Below are 21,645 nucleotides of genomic sequence, written 5' to 3' on the forward strand. Positions count from 1 at the left end.
CGTGCGAGGCCCGGGACCCTGCGGCGCGGTCCTCCGACTAGGCCTGGGCGCCCACCACGTCGGCGGTGGTGCCCAGGTCGTCGGGGGCGCCCTCGCCGCGGTCGGGCACGTGCGTCCGCGGCGCGTGCGCCGGCTCCGGCTCGGCGAAGGCCTCCGGCGGCGGGCAGGAGCAGACCAGGTTGCGGTCGCCGAAGGCCTGGTCGATCCGGCGCACCGGCGACAGGTAGCCGCGGGTGACCAGCGAGGGCACCGGGAACACCGCCGCGCCGCGCGGATAGGGCCGATCCCAGTCCCCGGCGAGCATCTTCAGCGTGTGCGGGGCGTTGCGCAGCGGGTTGTCCGCCTTGTCGTACTCCCCCGACGCGACCCGCTCGATCTCCCCGCGGATGGTCACCATCGCCTCGACGAACCGGTCGAGCTCGGCCTTGTCCTCGCTCTCGGTCGGCTCGACCATCAGCGTGCCGGCCACCGGGAAGCTCATCGTCGGCGCGTGGAAGCCGAAGTCGACCAGCCGCTTGGCGATGTCGTCGTTGGTGATGCCGGTGGCCCGCGTCAGCGGCCGGATGTCGAGGATGCACTCGTGGGCGACCAGCCCGCCCGCGCCGGTGTAGAGCACCGGGAAGTGCTCGCGCAGCCGGGCGGCGAGGTAGTTGGCGCCCAGCACCGCGTGCTCGGTGGCCCGCCGCAGCCCGTCGGGGCCCATCAGCCGCAGGTAGGCCCACGAGATCGGCAGGATCCCGGCCGACCCCCACGGCGCGGCCGACACGGCCGGGCCGGAGCCGCCGGTGTCGGCCAGCGGGTGGCCCGGCAGGAACGGCACCAGGTGCTCCCGGACGCCGATCGGCCCGACGCCGGGCCCGCCGCCGCCGTGCGGGATGCAGAAGGTCTTGTGGAGGTTGAGGTGGCTGACGTCGGAGCCGAACCGGCCCGGCCGCGCCAGCCCGACCATCGCGTTGAGGTTGGCGCCGTCGACGTACACCTGCCCGCCGGCGTCGTGCACCGCGGCGCAGATCTCGCGGACCTCGGTCTCGAACACCCCGTGCGTCGACGGGTAGGTGATCATGATGGCGGCCAGCCGCTCGGCGTGCTGGTCGATCTTGGTGCGCAGGTCGGCGACGTCGACGTTGCCGGCCTCGTCGCAGGCCACCACGACCACCCGCATCCCGGCCATCACCGCGCTGGCGGCGTTGGTGCCGTGCGCGGAGCTGGGGATCAGGCAGACGTCGCGGTGCGACTCGCCGCGGGAGGCGTGGTAGCCGCGGATCGCCAGCAGCCCGGCGAACTCGCCCTGCGAGCCGGCGTTGGGCTGCACGCTCACCGCGGCGTACCCGGTGATCTCGGCCAGCCAGGTGCACAGCTCGTCGATCAGCTGCCGGTAGCCGCGCGCCCGCTCGGCCGGGGCGAAGGGGTGCAGCCCGGCGAACTCCGGCCAGGTGATCGCGGCCATCTCGACGGCGGAGTTGAGCTTCATGGTGCACGAGCCCAGCGGGATCATCGTGCGGTCCAGCGCCAGGTCCTTGTCCGACAGCGAGCGCAGGTAGCGCATCATCGCCGTCTCCGAGCGGTGCGCGGAGAAGACCGGGTGGGTGAGGAACGGGGTGCGCCGGCGCAGGGCGGCGGGCAGCGCGTCCGGGCCGTCGTCGTCGAGGGCGGACCCGTCCGCGGCGACGCCGAACGCCTCGGCCACCCGGCGCAGCACCTCCGGCGTCGTCGTCTCGTCGCAGGCGACGGCGACGGTGTCGGCGTCGACCCGGCGCAGGTCGATCCGCCGGGCCGCGGCGGCGGCGACCACCTCGTCGGCCCGGCCGGGGACGCGGGCCTGCACGGTGTCGAAGAACGCGTCGTGGACGACCTCGACGCCGCCGGCGCGCAGCCACCCGGCCAGCGCCAGCGCGCTGCGGTGCACCCGGGCGGCGATCGCGGTCAGCCCCTCGGCCCCGTGGTAGACGGCGTAGGCGCCGGCCATGACGGCGAGCAGCACCTGCGCGGTGCAGATGTTGCTGGTCGCCTTCTCCCGGCGGATGTGCTGCTCGCGGGTCTGCAGCGCCAGCCGGTAGGCGACGTCGCCGTCGGCGTCGACCGACACCCCGACCAGCCGCCCGGGCAGCTGCCGGGCCAGGCCCTCGCGCACCGACAGGTAGCCGGCGTGCGGGCCGCCGTAGCCCAGCGGGACCCCGAAGCGCTGCGTGCTGCCGCAGGCGACGTCGGCACCCCACTCGCCCGGCGCCTCGAGCAGGGTGAGCGCCAGGACGTCGGCGGCGACGACGACGGCCGCGCCGGCGGCGTGCGCGGCGTCGGCCAGCGCCCGGTGGTCGCGGACCGCGCCGCTGGCGCCCGGGTAGGACACCAGCACGCCGAACGCGCCGGCCTCGGGCAGGTCGGCCGGCCAGCCGGCGGACAGGTCGGCGACGTGCAGCCGGATGCCCAGCGGCTCGGCGCGGGTCTGCAGCACCGCGAGGGTCTGCGGCAGCGTGTCGGCGTCGACGACGAACACCGCGTCGGGCTTCGCGCGCCCGGCGCGGCGCACCAGCGTCATCGCCTCGGCCGCGGCGGTGGCCTCGTCCAGCATCGACGCGCCGGCGACGGGCAGGCCGGTGAGGTCGGCGACCATCGTCTGGAAGTTCAGCAGCGCCTCGAGCCGGCCCTGGCTGATCTCGGGCTGGTAGGGCGTGTAGGCGGTGTACCAGGCGGGGTTCTCCAGCACGTTGCGCTGGATGACCGCCGGGGTGACCGTGCCGGAGTAGCCCAGCCCGATCATCGGGACGGTGACCTGGTTGGCCGCGGCCCGCTCGCGCAGCTCGGCGAGCACGGTGGCCTCGTCGGCGGCCGGGGGCAGCGAGAGCTCGTCGCGGTCGCGCACCGCCTCGGGGACGGTGGCGTCGACCAGCGACTGCAGCGAGTCGTGGCCGACGGCCTCGAGCATCGCGGCGGTCTCGTCCGCCCGGGGGCCGATGTGCCGGCCGGCGAAGGAACCCGCGGGGCTCAGGGAGCGCAACGACGGGAGGGAGTGAGCAGCGTCCGCCACTGCCACGACGCTACCAGCGCCTCCCGCGCGGGAACGGCGGACCGCCCACGGCCGCCGGGCGGGGCGTTCCCCCGGACGCGCGGGAGGGGCGTCCCGCGGGGTGCGGGACGCCCCTCCCGGACGTGCGGGTCGGCTACGCGGTCTGGGCGCGGCGACGGCGGCGCAGGGCCAGCTCGTCGTCGGCCGCGTGCAGCGGCGCGCCGTCCAGCCGCTCCGCGGGCAGCTCGGCCAGCTCGCCGGACAGCTCGCGCAGCGCGCCGGACACCGCGATGCCGAAGACGCCCTGCCCGCCGGCGAGCAGGTCGACGACCTCCTCGGCCGAGGTGCACTCGTAGACCGTCGCCCCGTCGGAGAACAGCGTGACGTTGGCGAGGTCCTTGATCCCGCGGTTGCGCAGGTGGTCGACGGCCTTGCGGATGTTCTGCAGCGACACCCCCGTGTCGAGCAGCCGCTTGACCACCTTCAGCACCAGGATGTCGCGGAACGAGTACAGCCGCTGTGTCCCCGACCCGGTGGCGCTGCGCACCGAGGGGGCGACCAGACCGGTACGGGCCCAGTAGTCCAGCTGGCGGTAGGTGATCCCGGCGGCGGCACACGCCGTCGGGCCGCGGTACCCGACGAGGTCGGTGTCGACCTCGTCGTAGTCCGTCGCCCCCACGGCGGCGTCGCTGAAGAGCTGACCCTGGGAGCCCTCGCTCTGGTCGCTCACGTCAGCGTCCTCCTTCGAGTCCCGCCACGGGCGCGGCGGAGCGTCCCGGAGTGCTCCCGCTTCCCCACGGGTCACACCGGTGTTGTCCGCGACCGTAAGCCGGGCCCCCAGGGCGGTCAACTGACGCGGGCGGCGTGTCGCCCCACTCACCCCGAGAGAGTGGTATCGGCAGCTCCGCGCCGGACTCCAGCGTTCTGTGACTGGTGTGACGAGCGAGGCACACGGGGTCCCACCCGTCCCGTGGGTGCACGCGCGGCAGCCGGGACGCCGCTCCCCGGCGGCGTCCCGCGCCCACCGGGCGTCAGGCGCCGCCGGAGCCGGAACCGGCGCCGAAGTCCTCGGGCGAGATCTGGTCGAGGAACTCGCGGAACTTCTCGACCTCGTCCTCCTGCTCGTCGGGGATCTCGATCCCGACCTCGTCGAGCAGCTCCTCGGCGCCGTAGATGGGGGCGCCGGTGCGCACGGCCAGGGCGACGGCGTCCGACGGGCGGGCGCTGACCACGCGGTCGTCACCGAAGTCCAGCTCGGCGATGTAGATGCCGTCGCGCATCTCGGTGATGTTGACCGCCTCGAGCGTGGCGCCGAGGGTGCGCACGACCTCGCGGAGCAGGTCGTGGGTCATCGGCCGCGCGGGCCGCACGCCCTGCTGCTCGAACGCGATGGCGGCGGCCTCGACCGCGCCGATCCAGATCGGCAGGTACCGCTCCCCCTGCGTCTCCTTCAGCAGCAGGATCGGCTGGTTGCCGGGCAGCTCGACCCGGACCCCGACGACTCTGAGTTCCTGCACGGTGTTGCTCCTCAGCTGCGGCGGTACGGGGAGGCGCCGGTGCGCGGTGACGGACGGCCGGTCCGGCGGCTGGGTCCACCGTACGCCGGACTCACGGGCGCAACAGGTCGCGCAGTCGCGCCTCCAGCAGCGCCCGGTGCAACTGCGCCGACAGCGCCGCGAGCTCGGCCAGCTGCTCGGTGGCGCGGGCCCGCGCGTCCTCCGAGCGGGAGCGCAGCACCGGCGCGAGCAGCTGCTCGACCAGGGCGGCCTCCCGTTCCGCGCCGGTGCGGAACACCCGCAGGTGGCGCGGCTCGATGCCGTGCCGGGCCAGCCCCGCGGCCGCCCGCGCGACCGGCAGGTCGCCGGCCGGGTGCCGCCCGTCGGCGTCGGGGACGAGCAGCCCGAACTGGACGCAGTCGCCCAGCTGGGCCGGTGTCAGCCCGGCCGCCGCGGCGAACGCGGCGGCCTCCATCGGCCCGGACGCCGCCGCGGCGTCCCCGTCCGGCCGGAGCTCCTCCGGCACGGCCGGGGCGGCCGGGTCCGGCACCGGCTCCCCGCGGTCGAGCGCGTCCAAGTGCTCCTTGATGACCCGCAGCGGGAGGTAGTGGTCCCGCTGGGCGGTGAGCACGTACCGCAGCCGGTCGACGTCGGCCCGGGAGAACTTCCGGTACCCCGACGGCGTCCGCTGCGGGGAGACCAGGCCCTCGGCCTCGAGGAACCGGATCTTGCTGATGGTCACGTCGGGGAAGTCGTCGCGCAGGGCGCCCAGCACCGCCCCGATGGTCAGGCGGGGGGTGCGGGCGTCGGGCGCGCCGTCCCCGGACGCGCCGGCGGGCGCGGAACGCAAGGGATCAGCGCCCCGCTGTCAGCGGGCGGCGGGCTCGCCGGTGCGCGGGCCGGTCAGGTAGACGAGGCGGAACTTGCCGATCTGCACCTCGTCGCCGCCGGACAGGGTCGCGACGTCGACCGGCTCCCGGTTGACGTAGGTGCCGTTGAGGCTGCCGACGTCGTGCACCGAGAAGCCGCCGCCCTCGCGGTGGAACTCCACGTGCCGGCGGCTGACGGTCACGTCGTCGAGGAAGATGTCGCTGTCGGGGTGCCGGCCGGCGGTGGTGACGTCCTGGTCGAGCAGGAAGCGGCTGCCGGCGTTGGGACCGCGCTTGACCACGAGCAGCGCCGACCCGGCGGGCAGGGACTCGACCGCCCCGGCGTGCGCGTCGGCCGAGGGCTCCGCGGCCTCCGGGACGTCGCCGGTGTCCTCGCCGCCGACCTTGGGGATGACGCTCGTCGACTCCCCGACGCGCTCCTGGGAGAGGGCGGCGCCGCACTGCGCGCAGAAGCGACTGCCCTCGGGGTTGTCGTGGCCACAACGAGTGCAGTGCACGTCTGTCTCCTCCGGTGCAGGGGGCACCGCCGCGGGCATGGGGTCCTGCCGCGGGCGGCCGGCGGACGACGGCACCGGACGGTGTCGTCGCGGGTCGGCCGCCGTGCGGGGCACGGCGGGCCGTTGGTCATGGAACCAGCGGTGGTCCCGAGGGTCAACCGGACGCCGGGGAGGTGTCACAGCTGTCCCACGGGGCCGTCGAGGGCCCGTTCCCAGGGGCAGCATAGTGATCGTCCCCGGGCGCCCGGGCGGCCCGGGGGGTGGTCAAGACGCGTCGACCAGCGCCTGGTAGGCGGCCGCGTCGAGCAGGTCGGCGGTGGGGTCGCCGCCGTCGCCGGCCACGGTGATCTCGACCAGCCAGCCGGTGCCGTAGGGGTCGGCGTTGATGGTCTCCGGGGCGTCGCCGAGGGCCTCGTTGACCGCCGAGACGGTCCCGGCCACGGGCGAGTAGACGTCGGACACCGACTTGGTCGACTCGACCTCGCCGATCGGGTTGCCGGGGCCGACCTCCTCCCCCACCTCGGGCAGCTGCACGAACACGATGTCGCCGAGCGCGTCCTGCGCGTGGTCGGTGATGCCGACCCGGACGACCGTGCCCGCCTCCCCGCTGCCCTGCACGAGCGCCCACTCGTGTTGGTCGGTGTAGCGGCGGTCGTCGGGCGTGCTCATGCGGTGTCGTCTCCAGGTCGGTCCGTGGCCCTCCTGCAGGGGCCCGCGCCGAGCGCCAGCGAGGCGTGGGGGCAGGAGGGTCCTCAGTCGGTGTCGGGCTGAGCGTATTGAGGCTCGTCGAGCGGCCGCAACGCGTCCACCACGACGCGGTCGCGCTGCTCGATGTCGACGCTGCCGCCCTGCCGGCCGACCCGGTCCACGACGCCGCCGGGGATGCTCATCGCCGTCTGCAGGTCCTGCGGGGAGCCGATGACGACGACCTCGTAGGGGGCGCTCACCGCCCGCCCGTCGACCTGCAGGGCGCCCGGCACGCCGGTGACGGCGGTGGAGACGCCGACCCGCACGCCGTCGATCTGCATGGTCTCCGCCCCGGCGCCGCGCAGCTCCTGGATGGCGTCGAGCAGGTCGGCGACCCGCACCTGCGCCTCGGGGTCGCGGATGGTCATGACCAGGCCCGGCCCCTCGGCGGCGACGGTGCCGTTGAGGACGGCCAGGGCGTCGGCGCGCTCGTTGGCGTCCTCGAGGGCGGCGGCCGAGCGGCTGTCGGTGTCGGACAGGTCGCGCAGCGCGCTGCGCTGGTCGGCGATCTGGGCGCGCAGCCGCTCCTCCTCGAGGTCGAGGTCGTCGAGGATCGCGACGAGCTCCTCCTCGCGGGCGCCCTCGAGCGCCTGGCCGGTGTCGGTGCTGCGCACCTGCACCGCGATCGCGAAGCCGAGCAGCAGGGTGAGGACGCCGATCAGCAGGCCGGCGACCAGGCGCTGCCGGGGGCGCCGCGGGGCGGCCGGGGCCCGCTCCGGGGTGGCGGCGTCCTCCCCCGCAGGCGGCTCCCCCGCGGTCGGCTCCCCGGCGGGCCGCGCGGCGGGCTCGGGGAGGTCGTCGGCGGGCCCGGGGACCTCGACGGCCGGGGCGGTCCCCGCGGCCGGGGCCTCGGCGGGGCCGGCGGCGGCGACCTCCGGCCCGGCGTCGGCCGGGCCGGGCGGGCGGGGGTCGTCCCCGGCGGGACGCGGGGTGCCGCTCATGCCCGGAACAGGTGCCGGCGGATGGCCGCGGCGTTGCCGAAGATGCGGATGCCGAGGACGACGACGACCGCCGTGGACAGCTGGGCGCCGACGCCGAGCTGGTCGCCGAGGAAGACGATCAGCCCGGCGACGACGACGTTCGACACGAACGAGATGACGAACACCTTGGCGTCGAAGATGCCGTCGAGGCGGGCGCGGGCGCCGCCGAACACCGCGTCGAGCGCGGCGACCACCGCGATCGGCAGGTAGGGCTGCAGCCACAGCGGGACGGTGGGGTCGAGGACGAGGCCGAGCGCGATGCCGACGGCCAGGCCGATGACGGGGATCACCGCTCAGTCCCCCGTGCCGCCGGCGGCGGCCTCGGCCGGGGTGCCGGCGAAGGGCACGGCGGAACGCAGCTCGGGGACTCCCCCGGCGGGAACGGACAGCTCGTCCTCCTGGGCGAACTCGAAACGCAGGCCGTAGGTCTCCGAGATGACCGCCAGGGCGTTGACCTCGGGACTGGCCAGGAACCGGGCCCGGAGCTCGTCCGGGTCCCCGATGGCGCTGACGCGGTAGGGGTTGGTGACCGGGCGGAAGTCCACGAGGACCGCCTCCCCGGCGAAGCGGATGGCGGTGGTCGGGCCGAGCCGCTGGCCGTTGATCGACACCGCCTCGGCGCCGGCGGACCACAGGGCGTTGACCACCAGCTGCAGGTCGCCGTCGCGGACGTCGCCGCTGCCGTCGTCGTCGGTGCCGCCGACCGGGTCGGCGTCGGCGTCGGGCTCGGCGTCGGCCAGGGTGACCAGCAGGCCGGGGCCGGTCACCGCGTCGAGGCCGGCGGCGAGCTCGGCGGCCTCGAGGGCGTCGATGGCCCGCCGGCCGACGGTGCTGGCGGCCAGCGCGTCGTCGCGGGCGTCGGCGACCCGGCCGCGCAGGTCCTCCAGCTCGGCGGCGAGGTCGTCGGTGCTGGCGGACTGGGTGCCGATCTCCTCGACCAGCCGGGCGCGGACCTCGTCCTGCCCGGCGGCCCGCGCGGCGGCCTGGTGGTAGGTCACCGAGAACAGCAGCCCGGCCAGCGCCATCGTCACCGCGACCGCCAGCGCGCCCAGCCGGCGGCGGCGCGGCGGCGCGTCCCCCGGGCCGGCGGCGCGGGCCCCCGCAGCGCGGGCCTCGGCAGCACGGGCAGCACGGGCCTCGGCAGCGCGGGCGTAGGCGGGGTCGAGGGTCTCGGCGAGCACCTGGTCCAGCAGCGAGGCGCCCATGGAGCGCACCCCGCCGCGGGCCGGCGGGGCCGGCCGGGGAGTCGGTCGGGTCGCGGTCACGGCGCCGGGTGGGCCGGCGCGCCCGCCCCGGACCGGGCCGTCCCCCGCGACAGCGCCCGCTCGGCGCGGACGATCCCGGCCACCTGGACGACGTAGAGCACCCCGGCCAGCACGTAGAGCACGCCGCCCCAGATGGTGAACGCGTAGGCGAACGGCTGGACCCAGGCCAGCCAGGCGCCGGTGGCGTCGTCGGCCAGCAGCAGCAGCGGGAAGGCGTAGAGCAGGTTGAACGTGGCCGCCTTGCCCAGGTAGTGCACCTGCAGCGGCTCGTAGCCGTGGGAGCGCAGGACCAGCAGCATCAGCCCGAGCACCACCTCGCGGCCGACGAGCACGGCGACCACCCACAGCGGGACGACGTCGCGGAACACGAAGGCGACGAGCGTGGCGACGATGTAGAGCCGGTCGGCGGCCGGGTCGAGCAGCGCGCCGAGGCGGCTGGACTGGCCGAGCACCCGGGCGAGCTTGCCGTCGGCCCAGTCGGTGACGCCGGAGACCATGAGCACGACCACGGCCCAGCCGTCCTCGTGCGGGCCCAGCAGCAGCCAGAGGAACAGCGGCACGCCGAGCAGCCGCAGCACCGACAGGGCGTTGGGGACGGTCCACACCCGGTCGGGCAGCTCGTTGCGGTCGGGCACCCGGCCCACACCCGCGTCCGGCCCCACGACCGCGCCCGCCATCGACCCCGGTCCCGGGGACGCCGGGACGGCCGACGACCCCTGCGACGACGTCACTGCTCCTCCACCCCGCTGCACACCGTGCCCGAGGCTAGTCGACGGACCCCGCTCGTCCCCGCCACGCGCAGGCTCGTGGCGGGGACGTCCGGCCGGGGGCCGGCGGCTACGCCGGGACGGCGACCAGCGAGGCGGGAGCCGGCTCGTGGCCCAGCGGGCGCCGGCTGAAGGACCCGGTGCCGTGGCTGACCGAGCGCAGCGCGCCGGCGTAGCCGAGCAGCTCCACCTCGGGCACCTCGGCGCGGACGGTGGTGCGGTCCCGGTCGGGGTCGGCGTCGCTGCCGGTGACCCGGGCCCGGCGGGAGGACAGGTCGCTCATCACCGCGCCGACGTGCTCGCCGGGCACGACCACCTCGACCTCGCACCACGGCTCGAGCACCTTGGTGCCCGCGGCGGCCGTGAGCTCGCGGACCGCCAGCGCCCCGGCGGACTGGAAGGCCGCGTCGGAGGAGTCGACCGAGTGCGCCTTGCCGTCGACGAGGACGAAGGCCACGTCGACCAGCGGCCGGTCGTCGTGGACGCCCTTGGCGCACTGCGCGCGGATGCCCTTCTCGACGCTGCCGTGGTACTGGCTGGGCACCGCCCCGCCGACCACCCGCTGCTCGAAGGTGATGCCCGACCCCGGCGGCCCGGGCTCGGCCTCCACCACGACGACGGCGTACTGGCCGTGGCCGCCGGACTGCTTGACCAGCCGCCCGGTGGCCTTCGCCGGCGCGGCGAGGGTCTCGACCATCGGCACCCGCACCGGGACGGTGGTCACCGCGACGCCGTGCCGGGTGCGCAGCCGCTCCAGCAGCACCTCGCCGTGGGCCTCCCCCACGCACCACAGCAGCAGCTGGCCGGTGTCGCGGGAGCGCTCGACGCGCACCGTCGGGTCCTCGGCGGCCAGCCGGGCCAGCGCGGGCCCGAGCCGGTCCTCGTCGGCGCGGGAGGCGGCCTCGACCGCGACCGGGTGCTGCGGCACCGGCAGGTCCCAGGGCGGCACCAGCCGCGGGTCGCCGGGCGCGGACAGGGTGTCGCCGGTCTCGGCGGTGCTCAGCCGGGCGACGGCGCAGACGTCGCCGGCCGGGCAGGCGGCGACCGGGCGCAGCGCCGACCCGAGCGGGGAGGACACCGCGCCGATGCGCTCGTCGGCGTCGTGGTCGGGGTGGCCGCGGTCGGCGCCGCCGTGCCCGGAGACGTGCACCGGGGTGTCCGGGGTGAGGGTGCCGGAGAAGACCCGCAGCAGGGAGACCCGGCCGAGGTAGGGGTCGGTCGTCGTCTTGACCACCTCGGCGACCAGCGGGCCGTCGGGGTCGCAGGCCAGCGCCGGGGCCTTCGAGCCGTCGGGGCGGGTGACCGGCGGGCAGCCGTGCTCCGCGGGGCTCGGGAAGCCGCGCACGATCAGGTAGAGCAGCGCGTCGAGGCCGATGCCCTGCAGCGGGGCGGCGCAGAGCACCGGGTGGAAGTGGCCGCGGGCGACCGCGGTGCCGAGGTCGGCCATCAGGTCGCCCTGGACCAGCTCGTCACCGGCGAGGTAGCGCTCCATGAGCGCCTCGTCCTCGCTCTCGCCGATGATCCCCTCGATCAGCTCGCTGCGGAGCCGCTCGGCGTCGGGGGCCTGCGCGCCGGGTTCGAGCAGGTTGACCACGCCGCGCACGGTCCCGTCGGGCGCCCGGTCGACGAGGTGGACCGGGTACACCCCCTCCCCGAGCGCCGCCCGGCACAGCCGCACGGTCTCCTCGACGTCGGCCCGGGCGCGGTCGAGCTGGGTGACGACGACGGCGCGCGGCATGCCGACCGCGGCGCACTCCTCCCACAGCTGCACGGTGGTCGCGTCGACGCCGCCGACGGCGGAGACGACGAACAGCGCGGCGTCGGCGGCGCGCAGCCCGGCGCGCAGCTCGCCGACGAAGTCGGGGCTGCCGGGGGTGTCGAGCAGGGTGATCCGGGTGCCGTCGTGCTCGACGGTGGCCACGCCGAGGGTCACCGAGCGCTGCTGGCGGACCTCGACGTCGTCGCTGTCGAGGCAGGTGGTGCCGTCCTCGACCCGGCCGGCGCGCACGAGGGCGCCGGTGGCCACGAGCAGCGCCTCGGCGAGGGTCGTCTTGCCGGCGCCGGCGTGGCCGACGAGGGCCACGTTGCGCACCCGGGCCGCCTCGCGCGGCTCCGGCGCCGGGACGACGTCCCTACCCACGGCGGCCGCCGGGCCGGTCGTTGTCCTGGAGGGGGATGCGCACGGGGACCTCCCGGGCTCACGGGATGTGGTGTGCACCACACCCTGCCCCCGGACGCGCGGGCCGGGCAAGCCCCTGCCGGGCCTCAGTCGGCGGCGGTCCCGGTCGCGGTCCCGGCGGCCGCACCGACGGTGACCTGGACGGTGCACCCGGCCCACCCGGCGGGGATGACGTCGCCGACGGCGGCGGTCACGTCGTCGCGGGTGCCCGCCGCCAGCGCGGCCATGACCAGCCGGGAGGCGGCGGCCGCGGGGCGCCGCTCGGCGGCGAGGACGCGCTGCAGGGTGGCGGCCGGGACGACGCCGGACAGCCCGTCGGAGCACAGCAGCAGCCGGTCGCCGGGCTCGGCGCGGACGGCGATCAGGTCGGCCCGGCCGGGGTCGGCCGAGCCGCCGAGGGCGCGCAGCAGCACCGAGCGCATGGGCGAGGCGGCGGCCTCCTCGGGGGTCATGTCGCCGGAGTCGACCAGCGCCTGCACCAGCGAGTGGTCGGTGGTGAGGCGGGTGAGGACGCCGGCGCGCATCAGGTGGGCGCGGCTGTCGCCGACGTGCGCGACCACCAGCCGGCCGTCGCGGGTGAGCACGGCCGCGGTGCAGGTGGTGGCCATGCCGGTCAGCGCGGGGTCGGCCGCGGCGGCCGCGCGCACGGCGGCGTCGGCGGCGGCGAGCGCGTCGGCCAGGCCGGCGTCCGGGGCGGCCTCGGTGCCGTCGGCGCGGGCGGCGGCCGCGCGGGCGACCACCTCCTCGACGACCAGGCGGGCCGCGGTGGCCCCGCCCCGCCCGCCGCCCACGCCGTCGGCGACCACGAGCAGCGCGGGACCGGCGGACCCGGCGTCCTGGTCGGCGCCGCGGGGGCCGGCCAGGGAGACCGCGGCGGGGTCGAGGACCAGCCGGTCCTGCCCGGCCCCGTCCGGCGGCGGGACCCGGCGCCCGCCCGGCGCCTCGGCCGCGGGGAACCACGGCAGCGGCGTCGAGGGGGCGGTCACGGGCGACAGCATGGACTGCCGTGCCCGGTTTCCGGAGGGGAACGGCGCGCGCCGCCCCCGGTGCCGGCCGGCCCCGACCCCGTCCCGCGGTGCCCGGCCCCACCCCGCAGCGCGAGGCCGGGCACCGCGAGGCGGGGCCGGGCCGGGAGACTGGGGCGGTGACGAGCGCGACGGGCGGGCACGCGGCCGGGCGGGACCAGGAGAGCAGCCGGGCGCACGCGGTGCCGCGGGAGGCCGCCGACGGGCCGCCGCCGTGGGTGGCCGCGTGCGGGACGCCGGTCGCCGTCGTCCAGGGGGCGTGGGACGGCCGGCGCGGGCTCGGCTCCGACGACGTCTGCCCGGAGTGCCGCCGGCTGGTCCCCGCCTGAGGCGTCCTGGCTCACCGCCGCGCGTCCCGGCTCACGGTCGGCGCCGAGCCCGGACGCAGCACGATCAGGCAGGCTGGTCATGCGCGGACGCCGCCGGCTCCCTCGAGCGCGTCGTCGTCCTCGAACTCGGCGACGGTGGCGCCGGGCAGCCGCACGGTGAACACCGTCCGCCCGGGCCGGCCGGCCACGCCGACGGTGCCGCCGTGCCCGGCCACCACGGCCGCGACGATCGCCAGCCCGAGGCCGGTGCTGCCGGAGGCCCGCGAGCGCGCGGAGTCGCCGCGGGCGAACCGCTCGAAGACCCCGGCCCGCAGGTCGGCGGGCACGCCCGGGCCGTCGTCGGCGACCTCGAGCACCGCGGTGCCGTCCTCGGCGCGCAGCCGGGTGGTCGCCGTCGTCCCGGCCGGGGTGTGCGTGCGGACGTTGGCCAGCAGGTTGGCCAGCACCTGGTGCAGCCGGGCGGCGTCGCCGGGGACGAGCACGGCCGCGCCGGGCAGGTCCACCCGCCAGCGGTGCCCGGGGCCGGCGGCGTGCGCGTCGCTGACGGCGTCCACGACCAGCCCGGTGAGGTCCACGGTGCCGACGGTGAGCTCGCGGCCGGCGTCGAGGCGGGCGAGCAGCAGCAGGTCGTCGACCAGGCCGGACATGCGCACCGCCTCCGCCTCCACCCGGCGCAGCGAGGTGTCGGCGTCCTCGGGCAGCCCGCCGCGGCGGTGCACCAGCTCGGTGTAGCCGCGGATGGAGGTGACCGGGGTGCGCAGCTCGTGGCCGGCGTCGGCGACGAACCGGCGCAGCCGGGTCTCCGACGCCTGCCGCGCGGCGATGCCCGACTCCACCGAGTCCAGCAGCCGGTTGAGCGCCGCGCCCACCCGGCCGACCTCGGTGCGCGGGTCGGTGTCGGCGGCCGGCACCCGGTCGGGCAGCCGCACCTCGCCGCTGGACAGCGGCAGCGCGGCGACCCGCCCGGCGGTGGCGGCGACCCGGTGCAGCGGGCGCAGCGTGCGGCCCACCACCAGCGACCCGGCGACGCCGGCGGCGAGCAGACCCAGCAGCCCGGCGACCACCTCGACGGCGACCAGCCGGACCAGCGCGGCCTCGGCCGAGGCCAGCGGCAGGCCGGTGACCAGCACCTCGCCGTCGCCGGCGGGCGAGGCGACCACCCGGTAGTCCCCCAGCGGGCCGAGGCCGACGGTGCGCGCGGCCCCGTCGGCCGGGACGCCGGCCAGCGCGGCGGCCTCCGCGGCGGTCAGCGCCTCGCCGTCGCCCTCCCTGCCGATGACGGCGGCCTCGGTCACCGCGCCGTCGACGACGCGCGCGCCGAGCGTGCCGTCGCCCTGGCCGGGGACGAGCAGGAAGTCCGGCCCGCCCCCCGGGTCGCCGTCCCCGGGCGCGCCCGGGCCGCCGTCCGCGTGCGCCGAGCGGGTCACGGCGGCGGCCAGCCGGTCCTCGACCTGGCCGAGCAGCTCACCGCAGACCGCGGCGGTCGCCGCCACCCCCACCACGACGAGCACGAGGGCCAGCGGGACGAGGAAGACCCACAGCAGCCGCGCCCGCAGCGAGCGGGGCCGGGCTCGCCCGGGGAGGGCACGCGTCGTCACGGCGACCACGGTCCGCGCCGCGGCTGCGCGTCGCCAGGACGCCGGGCGGGAGTCGGCTGTGCCCGGCGCGCCACGCCGTGCCGCCCGCCGTCCCGCCTGTCACAGTCGGGGGCGATGACGACGGGGACCACCGGCCTGACCCCTCCCGCGGCGCCGGCGGGCCTGACCGCCGCCGAGGCCCGCGCCCGGCACCGGCGCGGTGAGGGCAACGTCGCGGTCAGCGCGTCCTCGCGCAGCTACGCGGTCATCCTGCGCACCAACGTCTTCTCCTTCTTCAACGTCATCCTGTTCACCATCGGTGCGGCGCTGCTGGCGCTCGGCCGGTACAGCGACGCGTTCACCAGCGTCGGCCTCGGGCTGGTCAACGCCGCGATCAGCGCGGTGCAGGAGATCCGCGCCAAGCGCAAGCTCGACCGGCTGCAGCTGCTCGCGCGGGGCACGGTGACGGTGGTCCGCGACGGCGCCGACACCGAGGTGCCGCCGGAGGAGGTCGTGCTCGGCGACGTGCTGCGGCTGCGCCCGGGCGGGCAGGTCGTCGTCGACGGGCCGGTGCTCGCCGGGCGGCTGGAGGTGGACGAGTCGCTGCTGACCGGCGAGTCCGAGGCGCTGCCGAAGGAGCCCGGGGACGACCTGCTGTCGGGCTCGTTCGTCGTCGGCGGCGAGGGCGCGCAGCTGGCCCGCGAGGTCGGCGCGGCGTCCTACGCCGGCCGGCTGACCGCCGAGGCGCGCCGGGTCTCCACCGACCGGACGCCGCTGCAGCGGCGGATCGACTTCGTCGTCCGGCTGGTCATGCTCCTGGTGCTGCTGATGAGCGTGACGATCCTGGCGCAGGCCGCGCTGGAGGGCTTCACCCTGGTGCGGACCGTGCAGACCACCGCGGTGCTGTCGGGGCTGGTGCCCTACGGGCTGTTCTTCCTCGTCGCGGTCGCCTACACCGTCGGCGCGGCCAGGAGCGCCGGCCGCGGCGCGCTGGTGCAGCAGGTGAACGCCGTGGAGTCGGTGAGCAACGTCGACGTCGTCTGCACCGACAAGACCGGCACGCTCACCACCGGCCGGCTGTCGCTGGCCGAGGTGCGGCCGGTCGGACCGCTGCCGGCCGGCGAGGTGGAGCGGCTGCTGGGGTCGATGGCCCGCAGCACCGCCGCGGGCAACCTGACGACGGCGGCACTGGCTCAGGCGCTGCCCGGCGACCCGGTGCCCGTCGCCGAGGAGGTGCCGTTCTCCTCCGCGCTGCGGTGGAGCGCGCTGCGCACCGCCGACGGCGTGCTGGTGCTCGGCGCCCCGGACACGCTGGCGCCGCGGCTGACCGGCGAGCCGCTGGGCGTCCCCGTGCGGGAGCTGACCGGGCGCGGGCTGCGGGTGCTGGTGCTCGCCCGCGCCGACCGGGACGCACCGCTGCGCGACGGCGCCGGCCGGTCGCGGCTGCCCGCCCTGGAGCCGCTGGCCGTCGTCGCGCTGGCCGACGAGCTGCGCCCCGGCGTCGTCGACACCCTCGCCCGGCTCACCGCGGACGGCATCACGGTCAAGGTGGTCTCCGGCGACGACCCGGCCACGGTGGCGGCGCTGGCGCGACAGGCCGGCCTGGAGCCCGGCGAGCCGGTGGCCGGCCCGGCACTGGAGGGCCTGTCGGAGGCGCAGCTCGACGAGGTCGTCGCGCGGACGACGGTGTTCGGGCGGATCGCCCCGGAGCAGAAGGAGCGGCTGGTCGACGCGCTGCGCCGGGCCGGGCACCACGTGGCGATGGTCGGCGACGGCGTGAACGACGCCCGCGCGCTGAAGCGGGCGCACGTCGGCGTGGCGATGGCCGGCGGCAGCGCGGTCACCCGTGACGTCGCCGACATCGTGCTGACCGGCGACTCGCTGGCCGCGCTGCTGCCGGCGGCGCACGAGGGCCGCCGGATCATCACCGGGATCAGCACGTCGATGCAGGTGTTCCTGGCCCGCGTCGGCACCCAGGGGCTGGTCATCCTCGCCGTCACCATGCTCGGGCTCGGCTTCCCCTACTCCCCGGCCAACGTGGGGCTGACCCTGCTCACCGTCGGCGTCCCGACGCTGTTCCTCACCGCGTGGGCCCGCCCGACCCCGCCCGACCCGCACCTGCTCACCACGCTGTGGCGGTTCGTCGTGCCGGCGGTGCTGGTGACCGCGGCCGGCGGGGTCGCCGTCTACGCCCGGCACTACACCGACCTGCTGCAGGGGTTCACCGACGACGCCGTCCCCTCGTTCGTCGTCGACGCCTTCGAGGACTACACCGGGGTGTCCTCCGACGACGTCGGCTTCGCCGAGGCCGCCGCGACCATCGGCGCGCAGACGGCGCTGTCGACGTTCGTCTCCTACGCGGCGTTCCTGCTGATCCTGTTCCTCAAGCCGCCCACCCGGTGGTTCGCCGCCTGGACCCGTCCCGACGGCGACCGCCGCCCCGCGTGGCTGGTCCTCGCGCTGGTGGTCGTGTTCTCCGCCGGGCTGTTCTGGCCGGCGTTCACCACCTACTTCGGGCTCACCGAGGCCGCCGACCCGGTCTTCGAGACCGTGGTGCCGGCGCTGCTGCTCTGGTTCGCGGCGCTGACCGCGGCCTACCGGTTCCGGCTGCTCGAGCGGGCGCTGGGCCTGACCGGGGTGGTCAGCCCGCTGCAGCCGCCGGGGTCACGGGACCCAGGAGCCCGGCGAGGGTGAGCGCGGCGGCCCGCGGCCGGTCGACGACGAGGACCTCGCCGGGCGCCGGGTCCGCGGCGCGGTAGCGGTCCCAGCGGCCGGCGTGCCGGCGCATCCGGCCCTCGGGGATGCGGCGGCCGCGGGCGCGCTGGCCCTCGGCGGCGTCGTCGGCGGAGACGTCGAGCAGCACCAGCCGGACCGCGCGCCCGGCCCGGCGGGCCGCCCGCAGCACCACCGGGCGCCACCAGCGGCTGGTCCACGGGTCGGTGAGGACGACGACCGGCGCCGGACCGGCGAGCACGCGGAGGACGCGCAGCCGGTGCGCGGTGTGCACCAGCGGGCGCACCAGGCGGTAGGGCACCCGGGAGCCGGTGCGCCACCGGGCGGCGACGTCCTCGGAGTCCACCGCGGCGACGCCCGGGACGCCGTCGCCGAGCACGCGCCGCACCAGCGTGGTCTTGCCGCTGCCGGGCAGGCCGCCGACGACGACGAGCGTGCGGGCCGGCGCCGGGGGGCGGCCGTCGGGCCGCGCCGACGGCAGCGTGGTGGTCACGGGTCTCCTCCTCGGGGCGCCGCCGTCGCGGGGTGTGCACTCCGGCGGAGCGGCGGACGGTACCGGTGCGGCGTGCCGCGGAGCGGCCCGCGTGCGCGGGGACCGGCGTGCGCGGGGACCGGGGTGCAGTGCGGCGCCGCCCTCCCCAACGGAGGACGGCGCCGCGAGGTGCCGGGACGGTCAGTCGCCCTCGTCGTCGGGGCCGCCGCGGCCGCCCCACCAGGGTCCGTCCCCGTCGGCGGACTGCACGAACTCGGTGACCCTCGCCTCCAGGTCGGCCAGCCGCTCGTCGGCCTCCTCCTGGGTGAGGTGGCCCTCCTCGACGGCGGTGGCGATGCGCTCCTCCGCTGCCGCGACGAGCGCGGCGACGAGGTCCTCGACGGCGACGCCGCGGTCCTCGGCGACCGAGGCGAGGGTGGCGCCGTCGGCCTCCAGGGCGGTGCGCAGCTCCTCCTCGGACAGGCCCAGGGTCTCGGCGACGACCGGGAAGCCGCCGCCCCAGCCACCGCCCCAGCCACCGTGCCAGCCACCCCGGCCACCGTGCCAGACCCCGGCGTCGCCGAGGGTGGCGGCGACCTCGTCGGCCTGTTCCTGGGTGATCGACCCGTCGTCGACCAGGCCGGACAGGGCGTCGCGGATGCGCTCCTCGGCCGAGGTGACCGAGTCCGTGGTGGTCGTGTCGTCGTCGGCCACGGCCGGGACGGCGAAGGCCAGGCCGCCCACGGCCAGGGCACCGGCCGCGGTGGCGAGCAGGATCTTCTTCCGCACGGGCACACTCCTCGCTCGGGTGACCGGTCGATCCGGCCCTGGTTCCGAGGATCGGGCACGAAGCTGTGACCCGGCTGTCAACCGCCCGTGCCGCGACTGTGGACCGCTGCGTCCGGGTCCGCCGCCGGGCCCGACGGGCCGGTCGGGGTGGGTCCGGACCCGTCTGACCTGCACCGCGTCGCCGGCCGGTCCGGCGGGGGAAACACGGACGTTCCCCGCACGACCCCGATCGGGTCCACCCTGTGCCCGTGCGCGCCGTCCGCCCCTCACCCGGACGCCCGCGCCGGGGCCCGCTGGAGCGGCTGGTCCTCGGCGCGCTCACGATCGTGCTCGCGTCGGTGCTGGTGGTGACCACGGCGGGACTGCTGGCGGTGGTCCTCTGGGCCCCGGAGGGCGCCTCGCGTCCGGAGGTACCGGACGCGCAGCGGGCCACGGTCGCGCCGGACCCGGGGACGCCGGCCGAGATCCGCGGCATGGGCGTCGTCGGGGAGGCCGCCGCCCCCGTCCCGCCGCCGGTCGCCGTCGACGACACCGCGGTGCTGGCCGCCGTCGACGCGGCCGCGGGCGCGGCGGACGGCACGGTCGCGGTGGCGGTGCTCGACGCGTTCGGCCGGCCGCTGGTCACCGGTCCCGCCGCCGGGGACGCCCTCCTGTCGGCGTCGGTGGTCAAGCTGCACGTCGTCGGCCGGCTGCTGGCCCTCGACGCGGCCGGCGCGCTCGACCTCGGCGAGGACGACCTCGCGCTGATGGAGCGGGCGATCGTGACCTCCGACGACGGCGCGATGAGCACCCTGTGGGACCGCTACGACGGCGCCGCGCTGGTCACCGCCACCGCCGCCGACGCCGGCCTGACCGCCACCGCCCCGCCGCGGGTCGCCGGCCAGTGGGGCGAGGCCAGGCTCAGCGCGGCCGACGTCGCCGCCCTGCTCGCCGGGCTGGCCGACACGCTCGGCGAGGGACCGGCCGCGACGCTGCTCGGCTGGATGCGGGAGACCGCGCCGACCGCGGCCGACGGGTTCTCCCAGACCTTCGGCCTGCTGGCCGGCGGCCCCGGGATCGCGGCCAAGCAGGGCTGGATGTGCTGCGTCGACGGCCGGCGGCAGCTGCACTCGGCCGGGGTGCTGCCCTCGGGCACCGCCGTCGTCCTGCTCGGCGACTTCCCCGCCGCGACGTCGTGGGGACGGGCCCGCGCCGCCCTCGACTCCGCCGCCGCGGCGGTGCTGGCCGCGTTGGGCTGAGGTCCCCAGGGAGCTCACAGGCCGGCCCCAGCCCCTGCGGAGGGTGCGGGGGCAGCGTGCCGCCATGGACGTCGACACCGCGCCCTGGCTGTTCGACCCCGCAGCGACCCGCGCCCTCGTGCTCGCCCGGCGCTCCCCCGGCGGCGGGCCGGTCGGCGACGTCGTCTCCGACGTGGTCTGGGGCGAGGTGGTGCGCCTGCTGCGCTGGGCGGCCGCCGGCGGGTCCGGGCCCCCGGAGCTGCGGCCGGGCACCTGGTGGCGGCTGGCCGCCGAGAGCGCGGCCCTCCTGCGCCGGCTGCCGGCGCTGAGCGCGGAGATCGACCAGCCCTGGTCGGTGGTCCCGCCCGCGCCCGCCGAGCCCGGCGTCGACCCGGCCGGGCGGATCGGCCAGGTCGCCCGCCGGCTCACCGACCGGCTCCGCTCCGGGGAGCCCGTCCCCCTGCGCGTGCTCGCCGCCGAGGTCGACGCACTCGGCGAGGCGGCCGTCCAGGCGGTCGCGGCGCACTCCTTCGGCTCCTAGACGACCGTCGCATCACGATATATCGTTACTGTCATCCGATACGTCAGGAGGCGGTCACGGTGCACGACCCACGATCCGAGGGATGGCGGCCCGGCGGCCGCGGGCACGGGCGCGGCCAGCGGCCGCGCGGGTTCGGCCCGGGCGGGCCCGGCGGCGGGGGCTCCGGGCCCTCCGGCTTCGGCTTCGGCGGCCCGGGTGGCCCCGGCTTCGGCGGCCCGCGCGGCCCCGGTGGCCCCGGTTTCGGCCCCGGCCCCGGCTTCGGCCCCGGCTTCGGCGGCCCGGGAGGACCCGGTGGCCCCGGCTTCGGCCCGGGCTCCGACCCGGCGGCCGGGTGGCGGCGCCGCGGCGGCCGCGGGCGGGCCCCGCGCGGCGACGTCCGCGCCGCCGTCCTGCTGCTGCTGGCCGAGCAGCCCATGCACGGCTACCAGCTCATGCAGGCGGTCGCCGAGCGCAGCGGCGGGCGGTGGACGCCCAGCCCCGGTGCGATCTACCCGACCCTCAGCCAGCTCGAGGACGAGGGCCTGGTCACGGTGACCGCCGACGCCGGCCGCAAGCTCGCCACCCTCACCGACGCCGGCCGCAGCGCCGTCGAGGAGCTGCGCGGCACCGGGAACGACCCGTTCGGCGGCGGCACCGCGGGCGCCCCCACCGCGGACCTGCGCGGCCTGCTCGACCAGCTGCACGGCGCGGTCCGCCAGGTGGCGCGCACCGGCACCGAGGCCCAGCTCACCGCCGCGGCCGGCGTCCTCGCCGAGGCCCGCCGCGCGCTGTACCTGCTGCTCGCCGAGGGGCCCGACGGCACGCCGCACGCCGGCACGCCGGAGACCCCGCAGGCCTGACCTCCCCACCTCCGGTGCTCCCGTCGCGGCGTCCCGCGGCGGGAGCACCGGCGCGCCGGGGGTCGCCTCGTCCTGCCCCGGGACGTCGGGACGTGCACGAGGCGTGGCCGGGGCCCGTCTCGCCGTGCGCTTCTGTGCCGGTCCCGCCCGATCGCGGCGACAGTTGGGGATAACGGTCGTGGGGACGGCGCGGGCGCCCGCCGGCTCCACGAGGGGCGGCACGCCTGCCGCGCGCCTGCCGCGGCCGGTCGGGCCGTGCTCGAGCCCGGACGCGACCGGGCAGGCGCGCGGGGCCACC

20 protein-coding genes are annotated in these 21,645 nt (G+C 77.6%); 5 read left to right on the forward strand and 15 right to left on the reverse strand.

Annotation, left to right across the window (positions count from 1 at the left end; all coding sequences use genetic code 11):
- Positions 1–37 precede the first annotated feature (37 nt).
- The 12 genes from gcvP to ACI8AK_RS13090 all read right to left on the reverse strand — a co-directional run bounded on the left by gcvP (position 38) and on the right by ACI8AK_RS13090 (position 12,811).
- Positions 38–3,025, reverse strand: coding sequence for an aminomethyl-transferring glycine dehydrogenase (gcvP, locus tag ACI8AK_RS13035; RefSeq protein ID WP_456956558.1), 2,988 nt, complete (start codon positions 3,023–3,025; stop codon positions 38–40).
- A gap of 133 nt (positions 3,026–3,158) precedes the next feature.
- The gene (locus tag ACI8AK_RS13040) at positions 3,159–3,734 is read right to left on the reverse strand and encodes a MerR family transcriptional regulator (protein WP_456902460.1); all 576 of its coding nucleotides are present in this window, start codon (positions 3,732–3,734) and stop codon (positions 3,159–3,161) included.
- A 301-nt stretch (positions 3,735–4,035) separates the two neighbouring features.
- Positions 4,036–4,521: a bifunctional nuclease family protein gene (locus ACI8AK_RS13045; protein ID WP_387988177.1), complete on the reverse strand. Its 486-nt coding sequence runs from the start codon at positions 4,519–4,521 to the stop codon at positions 4,036–4,038.
- A gap of 91 nt (positions 4,522–4,612) precedes the next feature.
- Entirely contained in the window at positions 4,613–5,350 is a 738-nt protein-coding gene (gene ftsR / locus ACI8AK_RS13050; RefSeq protein ID WP_387988176.1) for a transcriptional regulator FtsR, read from the reverse strand.
- 18 nt (positions 5,351–5,368) lie between these two features.
- On the reverse strand, positions 5,369–5,887 hold the full coding sequence (gene odhI / locus ACI8AK_RS13055; protein WP_387988175.1) for an oxoglutarate dehydrogenase inhibitor Odhl: 519 nt from the start codon (positions 5,885–5,887) through the stop codon (positions 5,369–5,371).
- 264 nt (positions 5,888–6,151) lie between these two features.
- Positions 6,152–6,556 (reverse strand): glycine cleavage system protein GcvH, encoded by a 405-nt coding sequence (gene gcvH, locus ACI8AK_RS13060; protein WP_387988174.1) that lies wholly within the window; start codon positions 6,554–6,556, stop codon positions 6,152–6,154.
- An 83-nt stretch (positions 6,557–6,639) separates the two neighbouring features.
- Complete coding sequence (locus ACI8AK_RS13065; RefSeq protein WP_456956560.1) at positions 6,640–7,575, reverse strand: DUF881 domain-containing protein; 936 nt, start codon at positions 7,573–7,575, stop codon at positions 6,640–6,642.
- Positions 7,572–7,904 (reverse strand): small basic family protein, encoded by a 333-nt coding sequence (locus ACI8AK_RS13070; RefSeq protein WP_387988172.1) that lies wholly within the window; start codon positions 7,902–7,904, stop codon positions 7,572–7,574. Before ACI8AK_RS13070 ends, ACI8AK_RS13065 begins: the two co-directional genes overlap by 4 nt.
- Positions 7,905–7,907: 3 nt before the next feature.
- Complete coding sequence (locus ACI8AK_RS13075; protein WP_387988171.1) at positions 7,908–8,819, reverse strand: DUF881 domain-containing protein; 912 nt, start codon at positions 8,817–8,819, stop codon at positions 7,908–7,910.
- Between the two features lie 56 nt (positions 8,820–8,875).
- Entirely contained in the window at positions 8,876–9,610 is a 735-nt protein-coding gene (locus ACI8AK_RS13080) for a CDP-alcohol phosphatidyltransferase family protein (protein ID WP_387988170.1), read from the reverse strand.
- A gap of 106 nt (positions 9,611–9,716) precedes the next feature.
- Complete coding sequence (locus ACI8AK_RS13085; protein WP_456902455.1) at positions 9,717–11,786, reverse strand: elongation factor G-like protein EF-G2; 2,070 nt, start codon at positions 11,784–11,786, stop codon at positions 9,717–9,719.
- Between the two features lie 125 nt (positions 11,787–11,911).
- Positions 11,912–12,811 carry a PP2C family protein-serine/threonine phosphatase gene (locus tag ACI8AK_RS13090; RefSeq protein ID WP_456956561.1) on the reverse strand — a complete coding sequence of 300 codons (900 nt, stop codon included), beginning with the start codon at positions 12,809–12,811 and terminating at the stop codon, positions 11,912–11,914.
- A gap of 158 nt (positions 12,812–12,969) precedes the next feature.
- Between ACI8AK_RS13090 and ACI8AK_RS13095 the strand changes: the two genes are divergently transcribed.
- Complete coding sequence (locus ACI8AK_RS13095) at positions 12,970–13,179, forward strand: hypothetical protein (protein ID WP_387988167.1); 210 nt, start codon at positions 12,970–12,972, stop codon at positions 13,177–13,179.
- A 77-nt stretch (positions 13,180–13,256) separates the two neighbouring features.
- On the opposite strand, the gene ACI8AK_RS13100 is transcribed toward ACI8AK_RS13095, so the two are convergent.
- Positions 13,257–14,777: a sensor histidine kinase gene (locus tag ACI8AK_RS13100; RefSeq protein WP_456956563.1), complete on the reverse strand. Its 1,521-nt coding sequence runs from the start codon at positions 14,775–14,777 to the stop codon at positions 13,257–13,259.
- Between the two features lie 114 nt (positions 14,778–14,891).
- Here ACI8AK_RS13100 and ACI8AK_RS13105 point away from each other — a divergent pair, with 114 nt between their 5' ends.
- Positions 14,892–17,450, forward strand: a complete 2,559-nt coding sequence (locus tag ACI8AK_RS13105) for an HAD-IC family P-type ATPase (RefSeq protein ID WP_456956565.1) — start codon at positions 14,892–14,894, stop codon at positions 17,448–17,450.
- On the opposite strand, the gene ACI8AK_RS13110 is transcribed toward ACI8AK_RS13105, so the two are convergent.
- Positions 17,398–17,982: an AAA family ATPase gene (locus ACI8AK_RS13110; protein WP_456956566.1), complete on the reverse strand. Its 585-nt coding sequence runs from the start codon at positions 17,980–17,982 to the stop codon at positions 17,398–17,400. The two genes, ACI8AK_RS13105 and ACI8AK_RS13110, sit on opposite strands and share 53 nt — an antisense overlap.
- Positions 17,983–18,162: 180 nt before the next feature.
- A complete protein-coding gene (locus ACI8AK_RS13115) occupies positions 18,163–18,750 on the reverse strand; it encodes a hypothetical protein (RefSeq protein WP_456956568.1) in 588 nt (195 codons plus the stop codon).
- A gap of 248 nt (positions 18,751–18,998) precedes the next feature.
- Between ACI8AK_RS13115 and ACI8AK_RS13120 the strand changes: the two genes are divergently transcribed.
- The 3 genes from ACI8AK_RS13120 to ACI8AK_RS13130 all read left to right on the forward strand — a co-directional run bounded on the left by ACI8AK_RS13120 (position 18,999) and on the right by ACI8AK_RS13130 (position 21,347).
- Complete coding sequence (locus ACI8AK_RS13120; protein WP_456902449.1) at positions 18,999–19,988, forward strand: serine hydrolase; 990 nt, start codon at positions 18,999–19,001, stop codon at positions 19,986–19,988.
- A gap of 64 nt (positions 19,989–20,052) precedes the next feature.
- The gene (locus ACI8AK_RS13125; RefSeq protein WP_456956570.1) at positions 20,053–20,508 is read left to right on the forward strand and encodes a hypothetical protein; all 456 of its coding nucleotides are present in this window, start codon (positions 20,053–20,055) and stop codon (positions 20,506–20,508) included.
- A gap of 59 nt (positions 20,509–20,567) precedes the next feature.
- Positions 20,568–21,347 carry a PadR family transcriptional regulator gene (locus ACI8AK_RS13130; protein WP_456956572.1) on the forward strand — a complete coding sequence of 260 codons (780 nt, stop codon included), beginning with the start codon at positions 20,568–20,570 and terminating at the stop codon, positions 21,345–21,347.
- The last annotated feature ends 298 nt before the right edge of the window (positions 21,348–21,645 follow it).

It is taken from the genome of Geodermatophilus sp. SYSU D00867, from assembly GCF_054050315.1.

Coding starts and splice junctions, on each gene's coding strand:
- gcvH (WP_387988174.1), bottom strand. CDS start 6,556: ATGAGCACGCCCGACGACCGCCGCTACACCGACCAACACGAGTGGGCG.
- ACI8AK_RS13125 (WP_456956570.1), top strand. CDS start 20,053: ATGGACGTCGACACCGCGCCCTGGCTGTTCGACCCCGCAGCGACCCGC.
- ACI8AK_RS13065 (WP_456956560.1), bottom strand. CDS start 7,575: ATGAGCGGCACCCCGCGTCCCGCCGGGGACGACCCCCGCCCGCCCGGC.
- ACI8AK_RS13105 (WP_456956565.1), top strand. CDS start 14,892: ATGACGACGGGGACCACCGGCCTGACCCCTCCCGCGGCGCCGGCGGGC.
- ACI8AK_RS13075 (WP_387988171.1), bottom strand. CDS start 8,819: ATGGGCGCCTCGCTGCTGGACCAGGTGCTCGCCGAGACCCTCGACCCC.